This window comes from Flavobacterium hungaricum (assembly GCF_015182285.1).
In the GTDB taxonomy this organism is placed as follows: domain Bacteria; phylum Bacteroidota; class Bacteroidia; order Flavobacteriales; family Flavobacteriaceae; genus Flavobacterium; species Flavobacterium hungaricum.
Genome location: NZ_PRDM01000003.1, coordinates 144,727 through 162,639, shown reverse-complemented (window position 1 = coordinate 162,639; position 17,913 = coordinate 144,727). Strand labels below are relative to the sequence as shown.

Sequence of the window (17,913 nt, the reverse complement as noted above, 5' to 3'; positions counted from 1 at the left end):
GTTCTATTAAAATACAACCATTGCTTATAACTTATAACCAAAATGGTACCGCAGTTATTTTTATACTTTCAATCTTTAACCTCTAGCTTTTCTTGTTTACGTACAACAATAAAAACTTACCTATATGCCTAGTTCAATTAAACATACCGCCTTAAAAGTTTTAAAAATCACTGGAATTTCAATTGCAGTGATTTTGTTTTTGTTATTTATTATTCCCTTGCTTTTTCCCGGAAAAATTGCTTCTGAAGTAAAGAAGATAGCCAACGAACGTTTGGATGCTAAACTCGATTTTACCAATTCTAAACTTTCTTTTTTTACCCATTTTCCTTCGCTGACGGTTTCACTCGACAATTTGTCGCTTACAGGTTCGGCACCTTTTAGCAATGATCCTTTATTAAGAGCTGAGGAAGTGGCTTTTGGAATCAACTTAAAAAGATTGATTTTTGATAATGAAGTAAAAATTAACAAATTGTACGTTTCTGATGCTTTGATCAATGTCATGGTAAATGAAAAAGGTCAGGCCAATTACAATATTTATGTTGCTCCAGAAAAAAGAAAAGACGAGAAAGAAGAAAAACCAGAAGAAGGAACAGCAATTCGATTGGAACGAATCGACTTAAAAAACTGTCATGTGAAATACAACGATCGTTCAGCAAAAATTTTGGTTGATGCCCAAGGATTTAATTATGTTGGAAAAGGAAATCTCAGCGAAGATATTTTTGACCTTGCCACCGATGCTAAAATTGATGTTCTCGATTTTTATTACGATCGCACAGGTTATTTAAGAAAGAAAAAAGTACAAGCCGATTTGATCACGCGAATTAATACCAATGCGTTATCATTTATTCTGCAAAAAAATGAATTGCATATTAATAAACTGCCTTTAAAATTTACGGGACTTTTTACCATTTTAAGAGACGGTTATAAAATCAATATCAAAGCGGCGTCCGAAAATACAACCGTAAAAGATTTACTTTCGGTGATGCCTCCCGAATACCTTACTTGGCTTGAAAAAACCGAAATTTCTGGAAGAAGTGACTTAACACTTTCTTTTAAAGGAGATTATAATGTTTCCAAAAAACAAAAACCAAATTTAGCATTCAACCTAAAAATAAAAGAAGGCGCTGTAAATTATCAAAACGCTCCTGTACCATTGACCGATTTTCAAATGGATTTGAATGCGCTGCTTCCGTCCTTAGATACCGAACAATTATTAGTGAACCTAAGAACATTAAAGTTTAAAGTTGGAGAAAAAGACTATTTTAATGCGTATCTGCACAGCAAAGGTTTAAGCGAGATGTCGATAAATGCAAGTGTAAAGGGTGCATTAGATCTTGCTGTTGTAGATGCTGCATTAGGTTTAAACAATGTGGATGTAAAAGGAATTTTAAAAACCGATATTAAGGCCAGAGGTACATTCAGCAGCTCCAAAAAGTTATTTCCAAAAACCATTGGCGGTATTTCGCTTCGTGGCGGCTGGCTTAAAACAAAATATTATCCAAACCCGATCACCAATATCACTTTTATCGCCAATGTGCTCAACAAAGCTGGGACGTTTGAAGATTTAATTGTCGCTGTATCTCCTGCTTCTTTTGTATTTGAAGGAAATCCAGTTTACATCAATGCTGCATTGTCCGATTTCAGCGACTTGGCTTACAATGCCAAGATTAAAGGTGAATTGAACGTTGGGCGAATTTATCAGGTTTTCTCTCAAAAAGGCCTCGACGTTACGGGTTATGCCAAAGCCGATCTTTCGCTCAAAGGAAAACAAAGTTATGCCACTACAGGCCAATATAATAAACTCGACAATCGAGGTACTTTGATATTGAAAAATATTAAAGCAACCTCCGAATTATTTCCAAAGTCTTTCTTTATCAAACAGGGAAATTTCCGTTTTCAAAATGAAAAAATGTGGTTTGAAAAATTCAATGCTTCTTACGGAAAATCAGATTTTGATATCAATGGTTATCTGCTGAATACGATAAATTATTTCTTAGAATCTAACGGAACATTGAGCGGTAATTTCAACTTAAAATCAAAATTGATCAATGTGGACGAATTTATGGCGCTCGAAAAAGGCGAAAATAAAGATCGTACAAATGCGGTTGAATACGCCAAAGAAGATCATCCTAAAATGAGCGGTGTTGTTATTATTCCTAAAAACCTGAATGTGAGCTTAAATGCAAATGCAGACAAAGTAGAATACAACGGATTGACTATCAATAAGCTTACCGGAAAAACAATTGTTAAAAAAGAAGGATTTTCCTTAGAAAATGTTACCTTTAATATAATTGACTGTATTGTTGGAATTGATGCTTCATACAAAGACGAATCCCCCACTTCGGCACATTTTGATGCACACTTCCGTGCTAAAGATTTTGATGTACAACGCGCCTATAAAGAGATTCCGATGTTTCATGATATGGTTACCGCTGCTGAAAAAGCACACGGAATCATTTCTGTAGACTATAAAATTAAAGGAGATTTAGACGGAAACATGAGTCCTATTTATGCTTCGCTTGCAGGCGGCGGTACGCTCAATCTGCGCGATGTAAAAATACAAGGCTTAAAATTATTTGACGGAATCAGTTCTAAAACCGGCCAAAACGGTTTGAACAATCCAGACATGAAAGGAATCGAAATTAAATCGACGATTGATAACAATCTTATTCGTATCGAACCTTTTACGTTCACTGTGGCTGGCTTTAAACCTACTATAAAAGGCACCACTAGTTTTGACGGTCTTTTGGATCTAAGAATGCGTTTAGGACTTCCGTTGTTTGGTATTATCGGTTTTCCTATTGTAATTACAGGAACACACGAAGCGCCAAAAATTAAAATATTTAGTAAAACCGGCCAGGAAATAAACGAAGCTGTATACGACGAAAAACACAATAAAGTGATCAAGAAAGAAAAAGTCAGCAAGAAAACTAAATAAACTCTAATGAGTGATAAAAAACAAAATAGCAGTGCATTTGAAAAGTTTGCTTCGAAAGTCTCGAAAGCAGCCGGAAGTACTACAGCTTTTATAGGAGCATTTGTTATCGTGCTGGCTTGGGGAATTTCAGGACCTATCTTTGATTACTCCGAAACCTGGCAGCTGGTGATCAATACGGGAACTACCATCATCACTTTTTTAATGGTATTTCTTATTCAGAAAGCACAGAATAAAGATTCACTGGCCATTCAGCTAAAATTAAATGAGCTTGTGGCCTCAAACGAATTCTCGAGCAACAGCTTAGTAGATATCGAAAGTATGACCGAAGAAGAAATGATCATTGTACAAAAATACTACCACCGATTAAGCGAACTGGCTAAAAAAGAACAAAGCATCCGGACTTCGCATTCTATTGCAGAAGCACACGAATTACACGAACGCAAACAAAAAAATGTAAAACCCAAAACAACCAAAAAGAAAAATAACACAACCAAAACCATCCCTAAAAACACAACCAAAAAATGAAATTACGTTCTATAGAAACTTACTGGCCGATCAAAAACGCGCTGAAGCAAAGTTATCCTTCTCTGGAGTCTGATTTAAACACCGCCATACTCATTATTGGCGGTGGTATTACCGGCGCATTAATCGCCTACAAATTGATCAATGAAGGAAAAAAAATCATCTTAGTAGACCGCCGTGATGTAGCTGGAGGAAGTACAGCAGGAAGTACGGCGCTGCTGCAATACGAAATTGACGTTTCGCTGCATGACCTTATAAAACTTCGCGGCACAAAATGTGCCGTAGAAAGCTACAACAAAGGTAAAAAAGCCATTTTTGACCTGCGGACCATAATTGATACCGTAGAAAGTGACTGCGAATTTGAATTTAAAAAAAGCATTTATTTTACCTCATATAAAAAAGATATTCCGTTTCTAAAAAACGAATTCAAAACACGCAAACAGCACAATTTTGATGTAAGCTGGCTCAATAAATACGACCTCAATAAATTAGGATTAAATGCCATGGCCGCGCTCGAATCTAAAACCGCCGCCGTTATGGATCCGTACAAACTGGCACAAGATTTACTTGTGTACTGCCAAGAAAGAGGCATGCAGATTTTTGACCGAACCAATATTGCTTCTATACAAACTCAAAAGGGAAAAAGCATTGCCATAACCGACGAAAAATTTAGAATTACTGCCGATCATGTGATTCACTGCAGCGGGTACGAAAGCACCGAAACGCTCGAAGAAAAAGTAGTCGATCTAAAAAGCACTTATGTAATAACATCCGAAAGTGTACCAGATCTTTCCTCTTCATTTAAAAATGCTGTATTTTGGGACACATCCTCTCCGTATCACTATTTTAGGGCTACGGCAGACAATCGCATTATCATGGGAGGCGGTGATGAAAACTTTAAAGATTCACAAAAACGCGATAAATTATTACCCAAAAAAGAGGAGTATCTTTTAAAACAATTCAAAAAGAGATTTCCAGACCTCGATTTTAAAATGGATTATTCCTGGGCAGGCACTTTTGGAGAAACCAAAGACGGACTTCCCTATTTCGGAAAACCAAATCCAAAGAAAAACGAGCATTATGTACTCGGCTTTGGCGGCAACGGAATCACTTTCAGCGTGATCGGGATGAATTCGATACTGGATTCACTCAACAACAAAAAAAATATTGATTTAGAATATTACCGTTTTGGAAGATAAATCTAAGATGCTGTGATACTAATTTGCTAAGCCTGCTCAGAAACTTAGTATCACAGCACCTTATTATAAATAATCTTGTCTTATCGGTGTAAATACATCTACAACTTCACCAGATTCTATAATTTCAATCGAATGTTCCACATTGGCTGGAATTGAATAAGTATCACCTTCGTTTAGTAAAAATTCTTTTCCGTCGAATTTTAGTTTATAACTTCCCGAAATTACATAACCACTTTGTTCATTCGGATGTTGATGAAAAGGCACCGAATCAGTTATTTTATATAACATCTTTGTTACCATAGAATCTTTACCACAAAATCGACACCTAAAAATTGTCTTGCTACAGCATTTTCTTTTTTTACAATATTTTTCATTTTCTCTTATTCAATTATTAATTCCATTTGAATATTACAACGTTTGTAGGGAGTCGAAAGACCGAAAACTTTTTCGAAACCTAATTTGTAATATAAGTTTATTGCAGGTTTTAAGATCGTGTTGCTTTCTAGATAGACTTTCTTTGCCCCCATTTCTTTTGCCGTTTTTAAAATCTCCTTACCCAGCAGATAACCAATATTTTTACCCTGTGCTTTTGGTGAAACTGCCATTTTAGCCATTTCAAAATCATACTCAGAATCATTCATTTTAATGAGGGCGCAGACACCAACTGGTTCATTATCATACAATGCCACAAGTATTTTTCCTCCTTTGTTTAAAATATAATCTTCAGGATTATCGAGTGCTTTATAGTCGGCTTCTTCCATTTCAAAGTATTTCGAAATCCATTCTACATTCAATTCTTTAAATGCTTGTTTGTATTGCGGTTTGTATGCCGTAATTTCAACATCTTTACTTTCACGCTTTTTTTTCTGCTCACTCACTCTCTTCAGTAATGATTTTTGGCTTAATAAAAACTCCCATTCTTCCAGCGCTGCCCAAAGATTGTGTTTAGACTGCAAAATCATTTCTTCAATAGCAACATCAATATCCTGCAACTGATGTTTGAATACCTGCGAAATAGCCACTCCTTTCGGAGTTAAAATAATGTTGTTCTTACGTTTATCATCTGCTTTTTCAATTTCTTCCACCAAACCTGCTGCTATTAATTCCCGCATAATTTTACTTACAGAAGGTTGAGAATGACCAATCTCTAAAGCAATTTCAGTAATCGTAATTTCTCTTTCTTCTGCCAGCGTATAAAATACAGGGAACCATTTTGGAACAAACTCTACTCCATACAATTCATATATTTTAGATGCATCATCAGTAATCGCGGCAGTCATCAAACGAAGACGGCTTCCTAAAGCAGCCTTTCCAACTTTATTAAAAAATTCCATAACAATAATTAATTATATAACTAGTTATGTAAATGTATAAAAAATTTTGATTTATAGATAGTAAGGTGTTAAGAAACTTAATAAAAAATGTAAAGCTGCTAAGTTTTATCTTAGCAGCTTTCTATATATCTGGCTGTATAGCTAACGACATTATTTTTTAATGATTCCAAAAACTCAGAATCTCAGAATCTCAGAATCTCAGAACCTTAAAATCTCAGAACCTTAGAACCTCAAAAACTAAGCAGTCACCGCCATCGGAGTCAAATTAAATTTATACTCTTTCGGGCTGCAGTTGAATTTTTGTTTGAAAATCTTAGAAAAATAGCTTCTGCTCGTAAAACCGATACAGTACACTATTTCAGAAATATTTAAATCTGACGTTCTAATCAAGGTTTCAGCTTTCAGGACACGCATATGGGTAATATAATCATTGACCGTTCTGTTATGAATCATTTTGAAACCTTCCTGAAGTTTATTTGGCGAAAGTCCCGATTTTTTACTCAACGATTTTATTGTAAAAGCCTCTTCAGGATTAGATTTAATCAGTTCAGAAAGCTCTTTAATCTCTTCCATTTCTCTCAAGCTTAATCCGTTAGATTCATTTGCAAAAGCATGCAGATCATCAGAATGCTGTTGAATTTCCATCGCAAGAATAATTCTTATAATCCCTTCTTTAAGTAAATTTCTAACAATTCCGTTTTGTGTAATCGAATTCAGCTGTTCTATTTTTTCGGCAATCTGCAAGTTATAAGACCCAATATAAAAGAAATCCTGAGTGAGATTATTCTCGAAAAAAGTCTCCTTAACCTGATAATTCAAAGAATGGTTCTGATTGCTTCTTTCCACTTGAGTTCCAACAATAATCAGCGTCAGCTTTGTATTTTTACCTTTTTCAAAAAACAAAACATTATCCTGACTCTGTTTAGAAGTCACAATTGCAGTCTGAAAAGTTTTCAGTGTTCTTTCTTCATGCTGTTGTCCAAAACGATGAGAAACACTCCCTTTTGAACAATAAGCAAAATATATAGGTGACGATTTTAAGTTTAAAATTTCCAATCGCACATCTGTAGAAAAAACCATATCAAATTGTACGTACGAAATATTATCATTAAAAGAAGCACCAGAAATAGATCCTTCAGCAAAAGTATTTTTTACCTCAAGTGTATATTCTTCTAAGTCAAAAGTTACTTTTCCGCCAAAACTGGATTGAAGACCTTCAAATATATTTTGAGTTTTATCTGTGTTTAGAGTAACTATTTTCATCGTAATTGGATTTTAAATTCTATATTCTATAACTTGTGAAACAGATTTAAATAAAAAAAAGGCAACAACCGTACTTCCTAAAAATCTGCAAGTCAAAGTTCGTTTATAGGTACTCCAAAAATGTTATATAATTTTCTGCTTTTGTTTTATAATTACTTATAAATGATTATTTTAACTAGAACAAAAAAAAGACACCTCCTAAATGAAAAGTTACTCATTTCCTCCAATTACTTCTGACACAGCTAAAATCCTGATCCTAGGCACAATGCCAGGCACCAAATCATTAGAACTCAATCAATATTACGGTCATAATCAGAATAACTTTTGGAAAATAATGTTTACCATATTAAAGGAAGAATTCTCTAATGATTATCAAACTCGCAAAAACTTACTAGTAAATAACAATATTGCACTTTGGGATGTACTGCAATACTGCGATCGCGTAGGAAGTTTAGACAGCGCTATTAAAAACGAAATCGCCAATGATTTTGAAAACTTTTTAAAACAGCATCCCAAAATCACGACTATTTTTTTTAACGGACAAAAAGCTGCGGCTTTTTTCAAGAAATATATTCACTTACAAAAAGAATATCAGCTTATTACGCTTCCATCTACCAGTCCTGCCAATGCTGGCAAGACCTATCAATATAAATTGGACGAATGGAAAGTCCTCAAAACCTTTCTTTAAAACCTACATTTAAAAATCAAAAAAAGTTCAAATATTGGAATCATGTAACTTTTTCGTTTTAAAGTATAACAAATTAGAGCCGCTCTCAAAGTAATTTTACATCAAAGAAAAATAAGCCATATTGAAAGATTGGAATTACGAAAAGAGAAAAGGCTTTCTTCTTATCAGCATTACTTAACAAACTGTAAAAAGTTGAGATTATAAAGAGAACATTGGTTATGTTAGTTTATTTTTGGGAAAAAGCTGCTCTATTAATTTAGGGCAGCTTTGTTTTTTTACAGTTCATAAACAAAAAAAAGCATGAAGATTCAGACCTATTATAATCACATCCGTTTTTATACACCGCACCATTTTGTATACTATCCCATACTGATACTATTTCTTGGATTCAGTATCTATTTTGCCATTACAACACCAGACCAATTAATCTGGATATTCATCAGCGCTGCATTTATATTTTTATTTGCCCTGGCATTTATGCTTCGTCAGCATTACGCACTCACCTTGCAAAACCGAATTGTACGCCTCGAAATGCGTTATCGTTATTTTACGTTAACCGGTAAAAGATTCGAAGAATTTGAACACAAACTCACAGACGATCAAATATTTGCACTGCGTTTTGCTCCAGACAGCGAACTTATTCCGCTTCTAGAAGACGTCTTAAAAAACAACCTCAGCGGCGATGCTGTCAAAAAAGCCATCGTACATTGGAAAGCCGATTATCATAGGGTTTAAAAATTTTAAAATTCCAAATTATGAAATTCCAAATTCCAACCCTTTTGTGCTTGTAAAAAACCAACAATATCAAGCTGAGCAGAGTCAACAATGTCAGGCTGAGCGTCCCGACGCTTCGGGAGAAGCCCACGCAAAACAAAATCCGAAAATCTAAATTCCAAATTCCAACCCTTTTGCGTTTGTCAAGAACCCGCAATGTCAGGCTGAGCAGAGTCAGCAATGTCAGGCTGAGCGTCCCGACGCTTCGGGAGAAGCCCACGCAAAACAAAATCCGAAAATCCGAAAATCTAAAATCTAAAATCTAAAATCTAAAATCTAAAATCTAAAATCTAAAATAATCTGGGCGTGCCACCATCCCGACAAGAGGGCAAAATTACAATACGCATATACGCCCTCTTATCGGCATGCTGTCGGGCTGTACGAGCTGCTTCGGCAGCTTTCTCCCATCCCTCACGCGGCAATCGTTTTCAAAAAAATGTTTTTGTTTTTATTTCAGAAATAACAGCATTTTACCTGTGTGTTTTTTTTGCAAAAAATCCTTGCGAACCTCTGCGAAAAATCTTTGCGTCTCTTTGCGGTAAATACACCCCTTACACTACAGCATAATACAATATCTTTGCGAACCTCTGCGATAATTCTTTGCGTCTCTTTGCGATAAAATACACCCCTTAAACCACAGCACATAAAAAACTTAGCGAACCTCTGCGAAAAATCTTTGCGAATCTTTGCGGTAAAACCTCCAAAAACCTCCAAAAACCTCAAAACCTAAAAAACCTAAGAAGAAAACCCCTCCTTAACAATTTCGCTTTCCACCTTACCGATCAATTTATTCGTTTTACCCGTTAAACGTTCTTTTTTCCAATCCCCTTTTACATAAAGAATCACCGTAATCAAAGCCGTTACAACCGAAGCAATTGGAAAAGCCCACCAAATACCCACTTTACCCAAAGAAGTATTATGAGATAAAATAAACGCCAGTGGAAACTGAATGACCCATTGCGACACCAAAGTCAAAATCATCGGCAGTTTGGTATTTCCAACCGCACGAAAGACACCAGTCAAACACAACTGCAGTCCCAAAAATCCCCAAGAAAGACACGTAATTCGAAGTAATTCTGTCCCCCCTTGAATAACCGCTTGATCTCTTGGAACAAAAAAAGCAATCAAATATGGCGCAAAAATAAAAGCGATTATTCCAAGCCCCGTCAAAAGTCCAAAACCGAGGTAAGCACCTAATTTTGAGATTTCGGCAGCGCGATCTACTTTTCCCGCACCAATATTCTGCCCAACCAAAGTTGCAATAGCCATTGACAATCCTAAAGCCGGAATCAAAATAAGCTGAATTAAATTAGAACCAGCACCGTAAGAAGCAACTGTAGTCGTTCCGAAACGAACAATCAAAAATGTAATCGCCATCATGCCTAAGGCGCGCATCGACTGCTCAATCGAAGACGGAAAACCAATTTCAAATGCTTTCTTGATATGCTTATAATCAGGCTTAAAATCAGAAATACGCAAATGAATTCCGTGTTTTCCTCTAAACAGGATAGCAAAACCTATAATAATTGCCAAAAACTGTGTCGATAAAGTAGCCAGAGCAGCACCTTTTACTCCCATTGCCGGAATAAATTTCCATCCATAAATAAATAACGGATCTAAGGCGAAGTTCAAAATCACTGTTCCCAGCACAATATAAACCGGAAGCGTCACACGCCCCACACCACGCATAATGGATTGAAAAATCATGAATCCGAAACTAAAAACCAAACCTACAAACGCCACCCTCATAAATCCCAATGCGTCTATATAAACCTGAGGTTCCACCTTTAGCAGGTATAAAAAATATGGACTCAATATATATCCGATTATAGATAAAACTATCGAAACTATAATCACCATTGACAAAGTCTGCGCGGCAACATGGTTAACCATTTCCTGATTTCCGGCACCAAAATATTGTGCAATTAAAATAGAACCTGCAATGGCAAGTCCAGTTCCTAATGCAATAGTTAAAAATATCACAGGTGTACTTATCGAAACGGCAGCAACGGCATCACCACCCAAACGCCCAACCCAAAAAGCATCCACCAATTGGTATGCAGCCTGCAGCAGATTAGCAATCATAATCGGAACCGCTAATTTTAATAACGAAGAAAGGATCGGCCCTTCTAACAATTCGCTTTTTTTCATTTATTTTTTAAATAATATTGTACAATTAAGTTGACATATCAACTTTTATAGTTCAAAAAAAATTAAAGTAATTCCAGCTTATCAGCATAAGATCTGACTGCATTCAAAGCTTCCATTTTTTCTTTTGGCGTAAAAACAGACATCACTTCTTCTTCCGCCTTTTTCATCAAAGTCCTAATGCTTTTTGCTAATGTAATGCCTTCACTTGTTAAACTGACAATATTTTTGCGTTTATCCGATTTATCTTTTACAACCTCAACCAAATTCTTTTTTTCAAGCGCTGTAATACTTCTCAGAATAGACGATTTATCCCGCATGGTTTTATCTGATAATTCACGCTGCGAAAGACTGTTATGATGCAAAATCATCAATAATGGCAATTGCTCTAACTGCAGTGTAATTCCTGCATCATTCATTAATGCATTGGTGCGCCTGAAGATCGCTCGCTTAATACGATGAATCTGAAAGAAAAAACTATCTGATATTTCTTCCTTCCAAAAATTTGAAAAACTTTCTTTATCGCTGTGTTTTAGTTCCATGTGGCAAAGTTACAAAAAAGAGTGATATGTCAACTATTTTTTTTACTCACTTATATATTTATCTCACAACCAGATTCTTAACTATAACATTTTAATGCAAAAAAGAAAAATGAAAGATAATTTTTACTAACTTTAATTGCTAAAACTTTCCTAATCAACAACTTAAAACCACTCTGATGAAAAAAATATTCGCTTTTTGGATACTAACGCTTTTTTGGATTCCGATAAAAGCGCAAACTGCTGCAGATAATATGCTGAGCGAAAGCTTATCAACCAACAATGCAGCCAATGACGATTTTCAAGATCAATATGCAGAAGATCTGCCTTGGCACGCCAGAAGGTTTAAAGTAACTGCAGGCGCTTTTTTTCCTGTAAACAACACGCAGGTACAAGTGGCAAGAAACGGAAATTCGGGAACCATGATTGATCTTGAGGATGATTTAGGATTTAATAAATCCAGCACTTCTTTTATGGGAACTTTTGACTGGAGAATTTCAAGAAGATCCCGATTGGGTACCGAATATTTTGTTTTAAACAGAAGTTCGAGCAAGAGATTGGAAAAAGAAATTGTTTTTAAAGACCATACGTACAATGTTGATGTTTTGGTAACCGCTTTTTTTGATGTTCAGATCGCTAGGATTTACTACGGATATGCTTTTTTATCTAAACCTAAATACGAAGCGGGATTACTTATAGGAGCGCATGTCCTTTTTGGTGATCTCGGCCTTCGAACAGAAACCCAACAGGGAAGCGGAGAAATCAGAGATAATTTTGCTTTTACAGCACCGCTGCCAGATGTTGGAATTTGGGGAGAATTTGTTCTGGCGCCAAAGTTCGGCTTATTTGTCAATGCCAATTACCTTTCGGCCAAAGTAGATAACATCAGCGGACGTATTATCAGTTACAACCTTTCTGTTTTATATAATGTATATCAAAACTTTAGCTTAACGGCAGGATACACCGGTCTGAATTTTAGAATAGACGATCAGGAAGAAAGATTAAACGGATTCTTAAAATGGGGATATAATGGTCCGACAATTACCGCAACCTATACGTTTGGAAACCATGTGAAGCTTTATAAGCATTAAGTTTTAAGATGCAAGATGCTTAGGTTCTGAGATACTAAGATACTAAGGTTCTGAGTTTTTTTTAACGCAAAGTTCGCAAAGCTTTATCTAGACAAAGCTTTGCGAACTTTGCGTTTTCTATGCATTTAATTAAATAGTACTTTGCGTACTTTGCGGTTATAAAAAAATCCGCATAAAAAAAACAAACCCGACATCGTAATCGACATCGGGTTTGCTGATCAAACTTAAACTTAACTCAAAATAAACTATTTAACTTAAAATAAGAACTACGTTTCTTAGGAACTTACAATCTTAGAGCCTCAAAAAAAAACTATTTCTCAATTGGTGAAAATTTTATTGCTGTTCCGCCTCCAGCGGCCAATTTTAGGTTTAATGTGGTTTTGTTATTTACTTTTTGTTTAGAGATTGTAACCGGATACGGATTGGTTTTGTAATTTGCTCCTGCTCCATCGGCATAAATTTCGGCTTCGTATTCTTTGTTCTTATCTAAAAATGACAATGTCACTTTTAAGTCGCGCGCATTTCTGTTTGTGATGGAACCTAAATACCAATTTTTCTCGTCCCAGTCTTGACGCACAATTGTGGTATATTCTCCAATTTTAGAATCTAAAACTTTAGTGTCTGACCAAGTACACGGAACTTCTTTTACAAATTGAAATTCATGCTTACCCTCATAATTTTCTGGTAAATCGGATGCCATTTGCAGCGGACTAAAAATAATGACATACAATGCCAATTGATTGGCCAAAGTAGTCTGTACTTTTGCCCCAGACGGTGTCTTATAATCAAAATTGAAATTTCCCGGCGTGTAATCAAAAGGACCGGAAAGCATTCTGGTAAAAGGCAACGTGGTTAAATGTTCTGGTGTATTGCCTCCGTCTGCAGACCATGCATTATATTCCTGTCCGCGTCCGCCTTCTTGCGACATAAAGTTGGGGTAGGTACGCTGTAAACCTGTTCCTTTCATTGGTTCGTGATTGTCGATCATAATGTGATACTTCGCAGCAGTTTCGATTACTTTTCTATAATGACGTGCTCCATATTGACTGTCGTGCCATTCTTTTTTATCTAAATATTTATTGACATAACCCGTTTTTACCGAGTTTACGCCCATTTTCTGATACAGCTTAAAAGCATCTTCCAACTGATTTTCATAATTTTTGGTTGCTCCCGCCGTTTCATGGTGGCCAATTAAACGAACATTTTTAATGGCGGCATATTTGGTTATTTCTTCCAGATTAAAATCTGGATAGGCTTTTGTAAAACTAAACGCAGCACCATCAGCAGTCCAGTCGCCATCCCAGCCTTCGTTCCATCCTTCTACCAAAACACCGTCGAAATTATTCTTTGCAGCAAAATCAATATATTCTTTGGTGTTTTTGGTTGTTGCACCATGTTTGGGTCCTTGTCCCCAAGTGAATTTTTCCAAGTGCATTCCCCACCAGATTCCGATATATTTTGATGGCGTAATCCAAGAAAGGTCTTCAATTTTTGAAGGTTCGTTCAGATTAAGCATAATAGTCGAAGTCGCTACCTGACCAGGATTTTTACCCACTACAATTGTCCTCCACGGAGTTTTAAAAGGTGTTTCGGCATATACTTTTACACCGTCTGCCCAAGGCACCAAATCGCTTTTGTATTGTTTATCGGTAGTTTTTAATAACGTCATTGAGGCAAAATCGGTTAAATTGGCTTCATGAATCGCAACATACAATTGGTCTTTGGTTTCAAAAGTAGCAGGGGTATTAATAGTATCTGTTTTACTCATCAGCGTTTTACGGTATTCACTTTCGTAATAACTGTTTTCGCGATGCACCGGAATCCACCAAACTTCATTATTATCCTTAAAAGTAAACTGCGTCACTTCGTTAGAAATTTTTACTTTTCCTAAATGAGGCTGTTTCGGAAATTCATATCGAAATCCCACGCCATCATCAAAAACCCTAAAGATGATATCCACCAAACGCTCCTCGCCTTTTGATTCTTTTAGGTGAACAATGAATTCGTTATGATGATCTCTTACTTTTTTAAATTCTCCCCAAGGCTGTTCCCAAGTCTCATCAGCTGCTTTTTCTTCGGTAGAAACAACTTCAAAACCATCGGTCATTTTTGCAATTCCTTGAAATTCAAATCCCATTAAAGAGGGTTCTATAACCGATTTTCCGCTTGACGAAAAACGATATTGCGGCTGACCAGATGGCGTTAATTCAAAAGTAAGTTCTGTAATTTTACCAGGCGAACTGATTTTATACGTTTTTTTAGTACTGCAGGCAAAAAGCAGCATTGATGCCAGTGCTATTAGACAGTATCTATATTTTCTGTTTCTCATTATTTAATTGTATTGATTACAACTCTTATTTTATTTCGCTTAGTAACTGTTTTGCTTTTGCTGGCTGCATCGAAACAAAATAATTAAAGACCTGATCGAGTTTTTGCTGTGCAGCGGCATTTCCTTTTTTCTGTACACGCAAATCATACAATTTACTTATATCCGGAAACGCACTTTCTGTATTTTTTACAGCCGAAAAAGCTTTAATTTTTTCGATATAAGAGTAACCGAATTCGACCGTAGGTTCGATCATGGTCCCTTCACCGAAATCATTCCAAGTAATTAATTGTAAATAATTTACATTGGCATTTTTAGCTAAAGCTAAAGTTTCATCCAAAGCAGCTCCATTATTATGTTCGATTGTCCAGCCGATTGCTGCACCGCCGCCGCCTTCAGCATAAAAATCTTTAAAACCAGGATAAGCAGCTCCCATTGCCACGCTTAATTTTGGTTTTGTATTGGTATAGAAATTAGTTAGATAACTGCTGTTTTTATAAACCCAGGCGTATTCTCCAGATGCATTTTCACCTGCTTTTACAGAATGGTCCCAAAGGGTCAAGAATGTTGGTTTTGCGGTTAAAGTATTAAAGACGTTTGTCCACTCTGCTGGTGTCTGTAAAGTAATTGGACCAAAATTCATTAATAAAGGCCTGCCATTAATTTTGATATAATTAGCATCAGTAAAATAATTATTTTGTACATAAGCGAGATCTGTTTTTGCTGCACTGGTTACTGAGATTGCTTTTCCTGCGTTTACCACATTAGTCAAAAAACGGTCTTCATAAACAATTGCATATTCTAAGCCCACTTTTTCCAGCATATCGATAAGCTGTTCTGTATTTTCTTTGACCATTCTGTAATCATTCACATCATAAGTGCCGTACCAATCGATAAGAACTCCGTCTATTCCTGCATATTTCATCAATAATAAATGGTTTTCGATCACATTCTTATCGCCTGAGTGATAGGGTCCAATCAGCGGATAATAATACGATGCAATTTCTCTTCGGCCGTTTGCTCCTACATTGTTCGGATTTTTATTTGCCATTGTCCAATGGTATCCCCATTTTTTATCGGCACTGCTTTCATTGGTTTCAAACCACGGCATGTAGTGCATATAAATTTTGGTGCTGTTGGTTTTCTCAATCGCAACAGCTGCTATTTTCTCTGGTTCTACGGGTTTGTCCGAGCCTTTGTCATCGCTGCTGCATCCAGCGGCCATCACAATGGTCATCAAACCCAAAACCATCGATGTGATATATTTTTTCATACTGATGTATTAGTTATTATTTTATATTTTTTGCCGCTTCTTAAAAGATTCTCTTTGATTTTGTATTCCTTTTTTAATCCTTCTGGTGACTAAAATTATTTCACGCAGATTTTCGAGATCTGGCCCATTTTTTTTCACCGATTCACAAGTTTCATGAAAATTTTGAATCATTTTGCATTAAAATAATTCTGCAAAATCTGCGTGAAAAAAAAAATATCCAGTAATTCTTAGACCCAAAAAAAACAAAAACAGGTCAGCCTTCCACGACTAACCAACATGGAAGACTGACAGTAAAGAACCTAATACCCAGGATTTTGTTTTAGGTTTTTATTAGTCGTTAAGACCGTGCTCGGAATTGGAAATATCGCTCTATAAGCCGGCGTTGTTCCTTTTTCCCACCATTCGCCAAAGAACGTTCCGAATCGGATGTTATCTGTTCTTCTTCTTCCTTCAAACGCAAATTCTTTAAGAAGCTCTTTATCAATAAAATCAAGATCGATAGCTGCCGGCATTTCTTCTCCTGCACGTGCTGTTACTAGCTGTAAAAATGGTCTGGCTAATTCTGGCGAACCCAAGCGCACGTAACATTCTGCCTGCATCATCAAAATTTCTGCGTATCGAATCAATACAAAATCATGATCGCGTTCCCATTGTTCTCCTGCTTTCATTTCATATTTAGCTAGACGAACTCCCTCATTTTCTTTGGCATCAGTTAAACTGGTCAAATTTTCTGTGTAGGTAAGCGGTTCCCCGTTGTCCATCATAATTACAGAACCCGTTGCTAAGTTGATCTGATCGCCTTGCAGCATGCATTTTTTTCTTTTGTCTGTATCTGCAAAAGCCGAATATACGCCTGGCTGCGCGCACATTCCGTTGGCGCTCCAAGGATAGTTTCCTATTGCAGAAATAGCCAATTTTTGATTGTAATGTGCAGACATCGAGTTCATATAGTTTCCAACCGTTCCCGCTTTAGAATCGTACGGAATCGCAAAAATGATTTCAGTTGAAGTCTGGTTTTCTGTAGCAAAATTGGCAAAGAAATCAGGTGTCAAAGTATATCCAGAAATTTTTTGGCACATATCAATACAGTCCTGCCAGCGTGCTGTTCCTATAAACGCTTGCGAGTTGAGATACAATCTTGCCAGAATAGAATAAGCTACATTTTTGGTCAGTTTAGAATACACTACATTCGAAGTAAGATATGGAATGGCGTCTGTCAATTCTTTTTCGACAAAATCATAGACTTGTTTTTTGGTTGAATTTGTCGGAAGATCGGTATCTTCAAAATTGGTTACGATTGGCACATTTCCAAATAAATCTAAAAGATTGTAATAGTAATAGGCTCTCAGTGCTTTTAACTCTGCAAAAATCGGCGCTTTTGCAGTTTCTGACAAAGACGATTTATTGATTTGATAAATGATCGCATTGATCTTTGCAATTCCAGTATAATTGTAACGCCAAGCCGAAAGAATCATTCTGTTATCGGCTTTCCAAGTATGTCTTTGCGCATCTTGGTATTGTCCGCCGTCGTACCAGTTGGTTCCTCTTGTAGGGATGGTTGCTTCGTCTGAAACAACTTCATTCAAAAAGAAAACATATTCGCAGGTTGGAAAGTTATTTGATATCGCATCAGAAAATCCTCTTAACGAAGAGTACGCACCTCCTACAAGCGCATCGACCTCCTTTGTTGTGTTTCCAAAATTCCCGTCTTCTACCTGATCATACAGCTGTTCATCCAAATCTGTACATGATACCGTAAAAAGCATACTTAAAAGTAGTGCTGCTGTTATTTTGATTTTCATTTTTAATATTTTATGG

14 protein-coding genes are annotated in these 17,913 nt (G+C 36.3%); 6 read left to right on the top strand and 8 right to left on the bottom strand.

Annotated features, from left to right (window positions below; genetic code table 11):
* Window positions 1–124 precede the first annotated feature (124 nt).
* The 3 genes from C4F50_RS14065 to C4F50_RS14055 are packed head-to-tail and all read left to right on the top strand — an operon-like array spanning window position 125 to window position 4,659.
* Window positions 125–2,938, top strand: coding sequence for an AsmA family protein (locus tag C4F50_RS14065; protein WP_194139287.1), 2,814 nt, complete (start codon window positions 125–127; stop codon window positions 2,936–2,938).
* 6 nt (window positions 2,939–2,944) lie between these two features.
* Window positions 2,945–3,463 (top strand): low affinity iron permease family protein, encoded by a 519-nt coding sequence (locus C4F50_RS14060; RefSeq protein WP_194139286.1) that lies wholly within the window; start codon window positions 2,945–2,947, stop codon window positions 3,461–3,463.
* Window positions 3,460–4,659, top strand: coding sequence for an NAD(P)/FAD-dependent oxidoreductase (locus tag C4F50_RS14055; protein WP_194139285.1), 1,200 nt, complete (start codon window positions 3,460–3,462; stop codon window positions 4,657–4,659). The genes C4F50_RS14060 and C4F50_RS14055 overlap by 4 nt, the downstream gene beginning before the upstream one ends.
* Window positions 4,660–4,722: 63 nt before the next feature.
* Here the strand turns inward: C4F50_RS14055 and C4F50_RS14050 are convergent, their stop codons facing one another.
* From C4F50_RS14050 to C4F50_RS14040, 3 genes are all read right to left on the bottom strand, one after another.
* Window positions 4,723–4,947 (bottom strand): cupin domain-containing protein, encoded by a 225-nt coding sequence (locus C4F50_RS14050; RefSeq protein WP_228012030.1) that lies wholly within the window; start codon window positions 4,945–4,947, stop codon window positions 4,723–4,725.
* A 92-nt stretch (window positions 4,948–5,039) separates the two neighbouring features.
* Window positions 5,040–5,993 (bottom strand): bifunctional helix-turn-helix transcriptional regulator/GNAT family N-acetyltransferase, encoded by a 954-nt coding sequence (locus C4F50_RS14045; protein ID WP_194139284.1) that lies wholly within the window; start codon window positions 5,991–5,993, stop codon window positions 5,040–5,042.
* A gap of 237 nt (window positions 5,994–6,230) precedes the next feature.
* A complete protein-coding gene (locus C4F50_RS14040; protein ID WP_194139283.1) occupies window positions 6,231–7,256 on the bottom strand; it encodes a helix-turn-helix domain-containing protein in 1,026 nt (341 codons plus the stop codon).
* Between the two features lie 202 nt (window positions 7,257–7,458).
* On the opposite strand from C4F50_RS14040, the gene C4F50_RS14035 reads away from it, so the two are divergent.
* Both C4F50_RS14035 and C4F50_RS14030 read left to right on the top strand, forming a co-directional pair.
* Window positions 7,459–7,944 (top strand): DNA-deoxyinosine glycosylase, encoded by a 486-nt coding sequence (locus C4F50_RS14035; RefSeq protein ID WP_194139282.1) that lies wholly within the window; start codon window positions 7,459–7,461, stop codon window positions 7,942–7,944.
* Window positions 7,945–8,244: 300 nt separating this feature from the next.
* On the top strand, window positions 8,245–8,679 hold the full coding sequence (locus tag C4F50_RS14030) for a DUF6526 family protein (protein WP_194139281.1): 435 nt from the start codon (window positions 8,245–8,247) through the stop codon (window positions 8,677–8,679).
* Window positions 8,680–9,453: 774 nt separating this feature from the next.
* On the opposite strand, the gene C4F50_RS14025 is transcribed toward C4F50_RS14030, so the two are convergent.
* Window positions 9,454–10,869, bottom strand: coding sequence for an MATE family efflux transporter (locus C4F50_RS14025; protein WP_194139280.1), 1,416 nt, complete (start codon window positions 10,867–10,869; stop codon window positions 9,454–9,456).
* Between the two features lie 62 nt (window positions 10,870–10,931).
* Complete coding sequence (locus C4F50_RS14020; protein WP_194139279.1) at window positions 10,932–11,408, bottom strand: MarR family winged helix-turn-helix transcriptional regulator; 477 nt, start codon at window positions 11,406–11,408, stop codon at window positions 10,932–10,934.
* Between the two features lie 176 nt (window positions 11,409–11,584).
* Between C4F50_RS14020 and C4F50_RS14015 the strand changes: the two genes are divergently transcribed.
* Complete coding sequence (locus C4F50_RS14015; protein ID WP_194139278.1) at window positions 11,585–12,496, top strand: hypothetical protein; 912 nt, start codon at window positions 11,585–11,587, stop codon at window positions 12,494–12,496.
* Window positions 12,497–12,806: 310 nt separating this feature from the next.
* Here C4F50_RS14015 and C4F50_RS14010 read toward each other — a convergent pair whose 3' ends face one another.
* The 3 genes from C4F50_RS14010 to C4F50_RS14000 all read right to left on the bottom strand — a co-directional run bounded on the left by C4F50_RS14010 (window position 12,807) and on the right by C4F50_RS14000 (window position 17,897).
* On the bottom strand, window positions 12,807–14,825 hold the full coding sequence (locus C4F50_RS14010; RefSeq protein ID WP_194139277.1) for a glycoside hydrolase family 97 protein: 2,019 nt from the start codon (window positions 14,823–14,825) through the stop codon (window positions 12,807–12,809).
* Window positions 14,826–14,850: 25 nt separating this feature from the next.
* The gene (locus C4F50_RS14005) at window positions 14,851–16,095 is read right to left on the bottom strand and encodes a glycoside hydrolase family 99 protein (protein ID WP_194139276.1); all 1,245 of its coding nucleotides are present in this window, start codon (window positions 16,093–16,095) and stop codon (window positions 14,851–14,853) included.
* Window positions 16,096–16,394: 299 nt separating this feature from the next.
* Window positions 16,395–17,897 (bottom strand): RagB/SusD family nutrient uptake outer membrane protein, encoded by a 1,503-nt coding sequence (locus tag C4F50_RS14000; protein WP_194139275.1) that lies wholly within the window; start codon window positions 17,895–17,897, stop codon window positions 16,395–16,397.
* Window positions 17,898–17,913 lie beyond the last annotated feature (16 nt).

Excerpts from the sequence above, each read along its gene's own strand:
- C4F50_RS14065 (WP_194139287.1), top strand. The coding sequence starts at position 125 with ATGCCTAGTTCAATTAAACATACCGCCTTAAAAGTTTTAAAAATCACT.
- C4F50_RS14060 (WP_194139286.1), top strand. The coding sequence starts at position 2,945 with ATGAGTGATAAAAAACAAAATAGCAGTGCATTTGAAAAGTTTGCTTCG.
- C4F50_RS14055 (WP_194139285.1), top strand. The coding sequence starts at position 3,460 with ATGAAATTACGTTCTATAGAAACTTACTGGCCGATCAAAAACGCGCTG.
- C4F50_RS14050 (WP_228012030.1), bottom strand. The coding sequence starts at position 4,947 with ATGTTATATAAAATAACTGATTCGGTGCCTTTTCATCAACATCCGAAT.
- C4F50_RS14045 (WP_194139284.1), bottom strand. The coding sequence starts at position 5,993 with ATGGAATTTTTTAATAAAGTTGGAAAGGCTGCTTTAGGAAGCCGTCTT.
- C4F50_RS14040 (WP_194139283.1), bottom strand. The coding sequence starts at position 7,256 with ATGAAAATAGTTACTCTAAACACAGATAAAACTCAAAATATATTTGAA.
- C4F50_RS14035 (WP_194139282.1), top strand. The coding sequence starts at position 7,459 with ATGAAAAGTTACTCATTTCCTCCAATTACTTCTGACACAGCTAAAATC.
- C4F50_RS14030 (WP_194139281.1), top strand. The coding sequence starts at position 8,245 with ATGAAGATTCAGACCTATTATAATCACATCCGTTTTTATACACCGCAC.
- C4F50_RS14025 (WP_194139280.1), bottom strand. The coding sequence starts at position 10,869 with ATGAAAAAAAGCGAATTGTTAGAAGGGCCGATCCTTTCTTCGTTATTA.
- C4F50_RS14020 (WP_194139279.1), bottom strand. The coding sequence starts at position 11,408 with ATGGAACTAAAACACAGCGATAAAGAAAGTTTTTCAAATTTTTGGAAG.
- C4F50_RS14015 (WP_194139278.1), top strand. The coding sequence starts at position 11,585 with ATGAAAAAAATATTCGCTTTTTGGATACTAACGCTTTTTTGGATTCCG.
- C4F50_RS14010 (WP_194139277.1), bottom strand. The coding sequence starts at position 14,825 with ATGAGAAACAGAAAATATAGATACTGTCTAATAGCACTGGCATCAATG.
- C4F50_RS14005 (WP_194139276.1), bottom strand. The coding sequence starts at position 16,095 with ATGAAAAAATATATCACATCGATGGTTTTGGGTTTGATGACCATTGTG.
- C4F50_RS14000 (WP_194139275.1), bottom strand. The coding sequence starts at position 17,897 with ATGAAAATCAAAATAACAGCAGCACTACTTTTAAGTATGCTTTTTACG.